Origin of the sequence: Enterococcus sp. RTP21361st1_A6_RTP21361_211029 (assembly GCF_040910045.1) — a bacterium.
GTDB classification, from domain to species: domain Bacteria; phylum Bacillota; class Bacilli; order Lactobacillales; family Enterococcaceae; genus Enterococcus_D; species Enterococcus_D gallinarum.
On record NZ_JBDGBK010000107.1, the window covers coordinates 1 to 9,777 of the forward strand.

Below are 9,777 nucleotides of genomic sequence, written 5' to 3' on the forward strand. Positions count from 1 at the left end.
ATATCTGAAGCTACCGGAGTGAATGTAGCATTTGTTACGGGATTCCATAAGGAAGAGTTTCAGCCAAAATGGTTGACAACGCTCAATGATGATGAGATCTTTGAGTTGCTTTATTCCGAAATAACTCACGGAGTCACTTCACAAAACCTTTTGCCAGGAGCAATGAAAGTAGGTACGAGTAAAAATGAGGTTACATTGGCTGAACAACGAATACTAGCCATAGCCGGTCAAGTACAAAAAAAAACAGGGATTCCCATTATTACGCATTGTGATGGGGGGACGATGGGACTGGAGCAAATTAATTGTTTAACAAAAAACGGTGCGAAAGCAAGTAATATTTGTTTGAGTCATGTAGATTTAACTAAAGATTTTCACTATTTAGCTCAAATCTGTGAAACGGGAGCAAGTATTTGTATGGATCATATTGGCCGAGAGTTGGCGAATCATGATGCAGACCGCGTCCAACTAATTAAACGACTGGTTGATGCGGGTTATGAAAATCAGATTTGTCTTTCAGGTGATATGGGACGAAAAAAATATTTGCCAACTTATGGAGGAACGCCTGGGCTTACCTATATTTTAACAAGTTTGAAAGAAGAACTATTAAAAGTAATGAGTGAACCAACTTTTAATAAAATGATTGAGATGAATCCAATTAATATACTGAGTAAGTGAAGTCAATTGAATCATTCAGAAGAACTAATGAAATTAGTTGCTTTCGCAGGGTTAATTCTTCTCTCTGGGTTTGGAAAAGAGGGCTTAGCTTCGGATTCCCTAGTTAAACTAGGGGTTTTATCAGGTTATTGTACTGATTATAAGTACCTGAATTATTCATGAAATACTTTTTCCGTCGTTTTATAGGCAGTTGGGTCAATAAAAAGATCAGAAAAACGAACGAGAGACTCTCATAACGTGCCACTAAATAAAAATCGTACGTTATTTTAAAAAATGGGTTGATTCTAGGCAGTACTTTGTCGGTCTATTTTTAGAAAAAGAGGTTCTTTGTCAAACATACATGAATTCGCAAGCTCATTCACCCTGAAGGATGAAAGGCAGAAACTGTAGTATACTAATGGTGGAAAGGAAAAAAAGCTGCCAGCAATTTGGAAAAGAACGTTATGTCGATTGTCAAACTGGCTTGCTTTATTTCTCGAGAACCCTGAAATATAGCCAATGAGCATGTGTATAAAAAATTGATTTTATATGAAATAAAGCACTCCTTTCCTAAAATTATTGGAAAGGAGTGCGTTTTTTATGGAAATTATTTAGGTTCTTTGTCAATTGCTATTGTTTTGCTCAAATCGTATGTTAGGAAATGCTTCGGCATTTCCTTTTTTGCGTTATTAAATGATTTCACAGATGTTCTGTTGAATCAGGACACGCATCCGGAGATGACGAAAAGTCCGAAATCCAAAAGCAATTCTTTTGATTACTTTGATGAGGTTATTCTTTCCCTCCAATTTTCCGTTTGAATAGGGATATTTTAAGGAGTTTGTGATTGCTTCTGTGTGCTTTTTCAGATAACAAATTGCCTTTTTAAACCCATCATTCAAGGAATGTGGCAATGATTCAATGAGATTGAAAAATTCAGTAAAATCTTTTGCATCAAAAGCAGCTAATAACTCTTGATAGACTTCATAGCTTTGTCGTAGTTGGTTATCTATAGAGAGTAGGTAATCAAGCACCTCCGACTCCGTCATGTATTTCCCTTGGAAGAGGGGAAATTGCTTAAAAGGGTTCTGTTGCGAAGTTTGAAAATCAAACGCGCCCTCTCTGAACTCCAAATATCTTAGGCTGTTATTCCCATTAATACCTTGATTTCAGTAGACACCGAAAAGCCGAAGAGCGTTCCATTTCTTCGGTTCTTTTTATATATTCCTCGAATGGTCTCCATGCCCTTAATCGTGGAAGAGGCTGTACGGAGACTTTGATAAAATTTATTTCGTCGTTTAATAGGTCGATGGTCTTGTTCTATTAAATTGTTAAGATACTTCACAGTTCGGTGCTCTGTCTTAGTATATAAACCCACACTCTGTAACTTTCTAAAGGCGGAGCCAAGAGAAGGTGCTTTATCGGTCACAATTGCTTTCGGCTCACCAAACTGTTTATGGAGTCGTTTTAAGAAAGCATAGGCTGCTTGCGTATCCCGTTTCTTTCGTAACCAGATATCTAAGGTTAAGCCGTCCGCATCAATTGCACGATAAAGATAATGCCAACGTCCCTTAATTTTGATATAGGTTTCGTCCATTTTCCATGAATAGAAGGATTGTCTATTTTTCTTCTTCCAAAGATAATAGAGGACTTTGCTGTACTCTTGCACCCAACGATAAATCGTAGTATGACAAACATTTATTCCACGATCATATAACAATTCCTGAACTTCACGATAGCTTAGATTGTAACGCAGGTAGTAACCAACAGCGACAATAATGACGTCTTTTTTGAATTGTTTGCCTTTAAAATGATTCATTACTCTGTCCTCTCTGTCTTTTTTCTCAATTTTACACTAAAATAGATTTTTTGGAAAACTTTGCAACAGAACCGATGAAGCAATGCAAGAAGGGGAGCCGTTGATCGTTCAGCTGGATCTAAAATAAAGTCAAAACCAGCCGTAGAAAAATTTTTTTCGACCAGTACAAATAAAAACCGATTTTCTTTTTTTAGAAAGTCGGCTTTTAATAACGAAGCTAATTTAGTTGAAGTAGTTGCTCAATAATCGAAGAGCTGCCTGGTAAAAATAAAAGTAGACTACCTATGACTAACAAGATCCCTAAAACAAAACAGGCTATTACGAATTTGGTTGATCTAGATACTTCTTTATTTGAAACACTTATGATCAACAAAGTTATACCGACAGCTAACGTTAAAAAATACCAAAATCCCATTGTTATCGCCCACTTTCTTTGAATAGTTTTTACTTTCAAACTGTTTAATAAATTTTATCATAGACAAGAAGAACTAATCCTTATACAAGAAAAATATATGTAAAGTTTAAACTTTCTTATACTAAATAAACTAAGTATGTAGAAAATTGATCGTAAACCACCTTCAAGGAAACTGATAGAACAATTTAAAAATTGTTAGAGTTACTTTCAATTGTCTTGACAGTTTTATCTGTGAAGAATGCGGTCGACCGGTAAATCCTGAAAATGCAGGTAGTCAGCATCGCAACCACTGTCCCCACTGTTTAACGAGTCTTCATGCGGATACTCTTCCCGGAGACCGAGCTTCTTTGTGCGAGGGAAGATGGATCCTATCAGTATTTGGTCCAAGGAGGATGGCGAATGGGCAATCATTCACCGTTGCCGAAATTGTGGTACTCTAAAGACGAATCGAATTGCGGCTGACGACAATCAGGAAAAACTCATTCACTTGGCGACAAGAGCGATTCAGTACCCACCCTTTGCTATCGAGAACTGTTAACTGTTTTGGTTTATAACGAAAGGAGAGCCACTGATGTATCAAATCCACCACATTCAAATTACTGTCAACGATGTAAAAAAAGCGGAACCCTTTTATGATCAATTGTTCCATTTGTTAGGTTTTGATGTTCAAAAGAAATATTCAGGCTATCTCGAACATGCCGACATGGAAGTAGTAGAGTATTTGAGTGATACCTTTGATTTTGGAATCTGTTCGCCAAAGCAAGAATGGATCAATGAGACAATTGATTCTAGAAAGCCTGGTTCCCTCCAACACATTGCTTTTAAAGCAGAAAGCAGGGAAGCCGTAGACGCGATCTATCCAAAAATCAAAGCACTAGGAGTAAAGATTCTTCATGGGAAACCAATGGAATACAAAGAACGGATCGCGCCTAATTATTATGCACTATTCTTTGAGACGCCAGAAGGCCTCCGCTTTGAAATCTTTCATTATGCCTAAACCTGTGCTGACTTTTCAGGTCTTTTAAATGAAGGAGTTTTAACCAAAAAAGACAAATCCTTTTCTGATTCGAATCGAGTTGATTCGATGAATGGGAAAGGATTTGTCTTTTTTTTAGTATAAAGCAAAATCATTTAGCTGTTCTAGTTTTTGTTACGAAGAATGGTTATAGATTTTGATCGACTAATTTTGTCTTATTGTTCTCCATTACTTTAAAGAATGGATAGTATATGAAGATACTGATGACGATCAACAGTAGGCAAAAGAGAATGTTGCGCCAGTCCATACTTGAAAGATAAGCTTGTGCAAAAAACGGTGTGAAGGAAGGATCAACAATAAAGCCAATTCCGATCCATCCAAGACTCTGAGCAAAGTAGGTCAGCAATAACGAAATGATCGGAGTGACCAAAAATGGGATTGCTAGAATGGGATTAAAAACGATTGGTAAGCCAAAGATCACTGGTTCGTTGATGGAGCAGATTCCAGGAATCAAGGATAATTTTCCGATGGTGCGATATTCGGGAACTTTGCTTCGCATCATCAATAAAACCAATCCCAAAGTACCACCAGCTCCGCCAAGGACTGAAATCCGAAACATTTGTAAGTTCATTAAGTGTGTCATGGTTTCGCCATTTGCCATTTGCTCGGCATTCAAGCCAGTTTGAGCCATTCCCAGTGTAAAGACGATGGGAAAGATGATTGAAGAGCCGTTGATGCCAAACAGCCATAAGATATTGCCCAAGGTCACGATCAACAAGAAACCGCCGAGACTGCCAGCGATGTTCGTTGCAGGAGTCAGAACTTCCATCACTGCTTCAGGAAAGATTTTGTTTGTTGCTGCTAAGAAGATCAAATTGATCCCATAGAAGATGATGATATTTGTCAACAGCGGAACGAGCATATTGATGAAGGTTGCCACCATGGGTGGAACGGTATCTGGCAGTTTCAATTTGATCTGTTTCACTTCAAACAAACGATTGATTTCTACCACTAACAAGCCGATGATGATTGCGACGAAGAGTCCGTTTGTTCCTAGAAAATTGAGGCTGATCGCGCCTTCTTTTACTGGTGTACAAACCATTAGAAAAATGACGGATGCAACCATACCATTCATGGAAGGGTTGATTTTGTATTCATTTGCAAGAGAGAAGGCAATCCCAAAGACGCTGATGAAACCAATGATGCCCATCGTCAATTGATAAGGCGCGGTGATGAGATCATAATTTGCTACAGCGAAATCTTTCCAGCCAGCCATAAATGTCATAAAGATATTGGCTGTTTCAGGATGGTACTGATCCATGTTGATGGGTGGGTTGGCAAAGATTAGAAAAAAAGAACCGATAACAATAAAGGGTAGTCCAAACATCATACCGCTGGATATAGCTTTTAAGTGGCGCTGATTGCCGATTTTTGCTGCGATGGGGCTTAGGACGTCATTCAGCTTCATGATAAATGCAGAGTTTTCCATGTAACTTCCTCCTATACTTGCCAAGGATTGAATGAAAACGCGCTTGGCACAACGTGATCTGGATCATAGTTCTCGATGATTTTTTCGTATTGTTCTTTGTAGTCATTAGTGACTTTTGCTTGTGGGATTACTTTGCTGGCTTCATGTAAGAAGTGTTCGGAACCACGACCCATTTCCTGCCCGCGGACAGTATGTTTATCCAAGGCAATATCAGGAATTTCTGGAACATAGCCCATCGCGAAACTCTTGATCACAATATTCTTGAGTAAGTCTGATGAGCGGTCTTTTTCCGACTGACATAAGTAACGAATCGCATGGAAGAAATACATTGCCCGATCGGATTCGTTGTATTGGAATTCCTTGCGCATCGTGTTTAAGTTATTGATCATAATGGCAGCCATTGGATTTCCCATACCTACATCTTCAACACTGATCGCTAGTAATCTTCTCCAGAGTTTTTCTTCAAATTGCGGCGAGGTGATATACATTTCATAGGCAAATTCACATGCTTCTTTTTCTTTGCCTCGACGGATCGACTTTTGCAATGCCGAGATAACTTCATCTCCGCGTAAACCGTTGCGGGTCGTCATTTTTGCCCAGGGATCTTGAATAAATTTCGTTTCTGTCATGATATAATACTCCTAATTGATAAAATTTGAGGTGGATCTTATGGATGTTGAAATGCTTATAGATAAATACCAACTGAATGATTCAGAAGCAGAAGTCTTGCGTTTTATGAAAAAAAATCGGCAGTCATTAAAAACAATCGGGATTCGTGATGTGGCTAAAGCAACCTATGTCTCTACAGCAACAATCATCAATATGGCCAAGAAAATTGGCTATTCCGGTTATAGCGAGTTGGTTTTTGCACTAGGTAACAGCCAATCGGACATTGCGATGCCAAGCACTTTCTCCAATGAGGAAAAGGCGGCATTTATCGATTTACTCTCTGAGTATCGCGACAAGCGCATCATGATCCTTGGCTCCGGTTTCTCTCAGAATCTCGCCAATTATTTTTCGGAATCTCTTAATTTATATGGCTTTCGTGCAACTGCCAATAGCCATCTGGAATTTCTTAGACAGCAAGTGCAGCAAGACATTCTGCTCGTTATTATTTCTAATTCTGGGGATACAGTTCGGTTAGCTGAGCTAGCGAAAATGGCTAACGACCACCATATCGATGTGATTGCTTTTGTTGGTCAAAAAAATTCAAAAATCGGCAGCCTAGCCACACTGACCATTAGCACAGAAACATATACTCCCCAAAGAATCTCCGATTACCAACCGAATCTTTTCTTTGGCACAACACTGAACCAATTTGAGCTTTTGCTAAGTGCAGCACTGAAGGCTATTTTTGAATAGAAGAACGATGTGGCCACTGTTTCTTCAAAAACTAGTATAAAGAATCTTTTTTGAAATGTAAGTGTTTTCCCTTTGTTCTGAACATGTTTAGGAATTTGCAAACTTGTTTAGAAAAAAATTCTATTCCCTCCACTATCCCATCATTGTTTGATTTTCGGCTAAACTGAGTCCAGATCAGATGGGAGGGAATGTATGAGCAAACAAGCAGCGATACAGGTTCATGGATTGAGCAAAACATTTGGGGAGAAACGAGTGATTGATGATCTTAGTTTCACAGTCGAAAAGGGCACCATCTTTGGTTTGTTAGGACATAACGGGGCAGGGAAATCCACGACGATCGATTGTATTTTGGGCACACAAAAATGTGATTCAGCAAGGATCTCGCTTTTGGGAAGAGATCCTAAGGCTGAACGGAAACGACTGTTTCAGTATGTGGGGGTCCAATTCCAAGAATCTGCCTTTCAAAATCAATTGAAGGTAAGAGAGATTTGCGAGATCACCCATTCGTTGTATGAAAACCCGCTAAACTGGAAGCAGGCGCTCCATGAATTTGGCCTTGCCTCTAAATTGAATTCATTTCTCGGAACATTATCGGGGGGCGAGAAACAGAAGCTATGTATCCTTTTGGCTATCATGGGGAATCCGCAAATCATTTTTTTGGATGAATTGACAACCGGACTGGACCCCCAGGCCCGGCGCGAGGTTTGGCGATACTTGCTCGCTTTGAAAGACAAGGGGGTCACTATCTTTCTGACCTCTCATTACATGGATGAAGTGGAAACGCTGTGTGATCGGATTCTAGTGTTAAACAAAGGCAAAGAAGTTGCCAGCGGGACGGTAGCTGATATTCTATTAAAAGTGAATAAGAAGAATCTCGAAGAGGCTTTCTTGACGCTTGTTGGGGAGGAAGTGTAGGAATGAAAACATTTTGGTTGTTGTATCAATCAGAAGCAAAACTTTCCATGAGAGAGATGTCTTCAGTGATCTTTGGGATTTTTGTTCCAGTCGGGATCATTTGTCTGATGGCATTTATGGATCCGGACAATCACTCCTTGAATACGAATTTTGTCGCTGTCTCAACCGTCGGGATTTGTTCAGCTGGTGTGATGGGGCTCCCGCTAGCATTGTCTTCTTATCGGGAACGCAAGATCTTAAAGCGATACCAAGTAACACCGATCAGTCCGGCACAATTGCTTTTCGCCCATCTGTTGTTTTGTTTTACGATCAGTATTGTTTCCATGCTGTTGATATTAGGCGTTTTGATCACGTTTTTCCAATTTTCCTATGTCGGTCATTGGGGGCAATTTATTTCTGCCTATTTGTTGGTGGTGGTTTCGATCCATGCCATCGGGTTGATCGTCGCCAGCTTGTCTCCTAGCGAAAAAGGCACTGGTGCGATCAATTCAGCGATTTTCTTTCCGATGTTTTTTCTTTCAGGAGCAACCGTTCCATATGAGATCTTGCCAACCGGCTTACAGAAGGTTGCCGATGTCATGCCACTGACTCAAGGAATCAAATTGCTGAAGGCAGTCACATTCCATGAAGAAACAGGAATCTTTTTCACGATAACCCTTTTAGTGGTCATTACATTGATCGGTCTATTTGTTGCGATCAGATATTTCCGTTGGGAGTAAAAGCAGTTCAAATAAGTGGACCAAGCAGAAAAAGGATGCAGACTTTGATCGCTGCATCCTTTTTCTTTGCGATACCAAACCCTACACTATACCACCAATGTATAGTTTCTTGCTAAACTCCTGAAAGAAAGGTGGTTTAAGAGATGACGATAACCAATGAAAACAGCTACTTAGCAAATGTGACTAAAAAGATCACCGCGCAAATCCAAGAACTTGAAACAACGGTGGATACCAATGAACAAGCCTACAAAGAAATCAAGAAATATACGGTGGATTATAAAAACGAATTAGACAAATACGAAGTCTATAACCATCAGCAGAACTTATCGTTTATCGATAAGCGGAATACCATTGAGACCAATCGCATCGCAAAATTGTCGTATCTGCAAGAAACACCATATTTTTCTCGGATCGACTTTCAATTTGACGGGGAAGAGGAAGCCGAGAAATTTTATATTGGCAGATATGGGTTTGTTGACAACTACGGGCAGCAACTGGTCTATGATTGGCGCGCGCCGATCTCTTCATTGTATTATGATTTTCCTTTAGGGAGCGCTTATTATGAGTCGATGGGAAAGAAGTTTACCGGCAGCTTGCAATTGAAGCGACAATTTGACATCAAGAATGGCACAATCCGTTTCTTGGTAGACAGCAACGACGCCTTGAACGACGACTTTTTGATCAATGAACTGAGTAAGCACACGACCAAAGAGATGAAAACCATCATTCGCACGATCCAAAAGGAGCAAAATGAAGCGATCAGAGATTCCAAAACAAGAAATCTACTGATTCAAGGGGGTGCCGGTTCTGGAAAAACTTCCATCGCATTGCATCGGATCGCCTACCTGCTTTATCAAAAAAGAGCAGAACTCGCCGCATCGGAGGTATTGATTTTATCTCCCAATGAGGTCTTCTCTGATTACATTTCCACTGTGTTGCCTGAATTAGGCGAGGATGATCTCTTTCAATCAGATATCACACAGTTGATGCAGCCATTGATGGGTGAATCACTGGTGATTGGTGATCGCCAAGGGGAAATCGCAGCAATCCTCAGCAAGCCTCAATCGAAAAAAGCCCAGTCCTATCTCCATAAACGGTCTGCGTCCTTCTTTTGGGCCATGACTGAGTACCTCGAAACGATCCCAAAGAAGCTGTTTCGTGAAGACATAGTGATCGAGCCGGACATCCGTCTTACAAAACAGCAAATCCAAGCAGCGTTTGCCAACCTTCCAATCGCTGCTCTTTGGCAGCAAATAAAAGAATTGGCACAACGCTTGGCTCAAGAGTTGCCAGGCGATCAAAATAAATCTGCGGCATGGATTGCCTGTGAATTAAAGAAGCGAACTGGAATCACTCAGCCATTGAGGGAATATGAAAAATTCCTAGCTACGCAAAAAGAAGCGTTGATCAGAGAAGAAAATACGCTTGCCT

Annotated in this window: 9 protein-coding genes and 2 pseudogenes; 7 read left to right on the plus strand and 4 right to left on the minus strand. The window is 40.0% G+C overall.

The window, feature by feature from the left end:
• Positions 1-675: aryldialkylphosphatase (locus tag AB5Z52_RS14565; protein ID WP_368266971.1), on the plus strand; the 675-nt coding region annotated here is incomplete at its 5' end.
• Positions 676-1,343: 668 nt separating this feature from the next.
• Here the strand turns inward: AB5Z52_RS14565 and AB5Z52_RS14570 are convergent.
• A pseudogene (locus AB5Z52_RS14570) lies at positions 1,344-1,730 on the minus strand (transposase); the annotation flags it as partial.
• 59 nt (positions 1,731-1,789) lie between these two features.
• Complete coding sequence (locus AB5Z52_RS14575; protein WP_002319817.1) at positions 1,790-2,470, minus strand: IS6-like element ISS1N family transposase; 681 nt, start codon at positions 2,468-2,470, stop codon at positions 1,790-1,792.
• Between the two features lie 642 nt (positions 2,471-3,112).
• Here AB5Z52_RS14575 and AB5Z52_RS14580 point away from each other — a divergent pair.
• Together AB5Z52_RS14580 and AB5Z52_RS14585 are read left to right on the plus strand one after the other, a co-directional pair.
• A pseudogene (locus AB5Z52_RS14580) lies at positions 3,113-3,423 on the plus strand (RNHCP domain-containing protein).
• 30 nt (positions 3,424-3,453) lie between these two features.
• Complete coding sequence (locus AB5Z52_RS14585; protein WP_086268995.1) at positions 3,454-3,882, plus strand: VOC family protein; 429 nt, start codon at positions 3,454-3,456, stop codon at positions 3,880-3,882.
• A 166-nt stretch (positions 3,883-4,048) separates the two neighbouring features.
• On the opposite strand, the gene AB5Z52_RS14590 is transcribed toward AB5Z52_RS14585, so the two are convergent.
• Both AB5Z52_RS14590 and AB5Z52_RS14595 read right to left on the minus strand, forming a co-directional pair.
• The gene (locus tag AB5Z52_RS14590; RefSeq protein ID WP_029486393.1) at positions 4,049-5,350 is read right to left on the minus strand and encodes a PTS sugar transporter subunit IIC; all 1,302 of its coding nucleotides are present in this window, start codon (positions 5,348-5,350) and stop codon (positions 4,049-4,051) included.
• Between the two features lie 11 nt (positions 5,351-5,361).
• Complete coding sequence (locus tag AB5Z52_RS14595) at positions 5,362-5,979, minus strand: hypothetical protein (RefSeq protein WP_003125462.1); 618 nt, start codon at positions 5,977-5,979, stop codon at positions 5,362-5,364.
• Between the two features lie 40 nt (positions 5,980-6,019).
• Between AB5Z52_RS14595 and AB5Z52_RS14600 the strand changes: the two genes are divergently transcribed.
• The 4 genes from AB5Z52_RS14600 to AB5Z52_RS14615 form a co-directional block, all read left to right on the plus strand.
• Complete coding sequence (locus AB5Z52_RS14600; RefSeq protein ID WP_003125463.1) at positions 6,020-6,712, plus strand: MurR/RpiR family transcriptional regulator; 693 nt, start codon at positions 6,020-6,022, stop codon at positions 6,710-6,712.
• A 192-nt stretch (positions 6,713-6,904) separates the two neighbouring features.
• Positions 6,905-7,627, plus strand: coding sequence for an ABC transporter ATP-binding protein (locus AB5Z52_RS14605; protein ID WP_148407992.1), 723 nt, complete (start codon positions 6,905-6,907; stop codon positions 7,625-7,627).
• Positions 7,628-7,629: 2 nt separating this feature from the next.
• Positions 7,630-8,346: an ABC transporter permease gene (locus tag AB5Z52_RS14610; protein WP_288551694.1), complete on the plus strand. Its 717-nt coding sequence runs from the start codon at positions 7,630-7,632 to the stop codon at positions 8,344-8,346.
• Between the two features lie 143 nt (positions 8,347-8,489).
• Positions 8,490-9,777, plus strand: a 1,288-nt coding sequence (locus AB5Z52_RS14615; RefSeq protein WP_368266973.1) for a UvrD-helicase domain-containing protein, incomplete at its 3' end; no start/stop codon positions are given.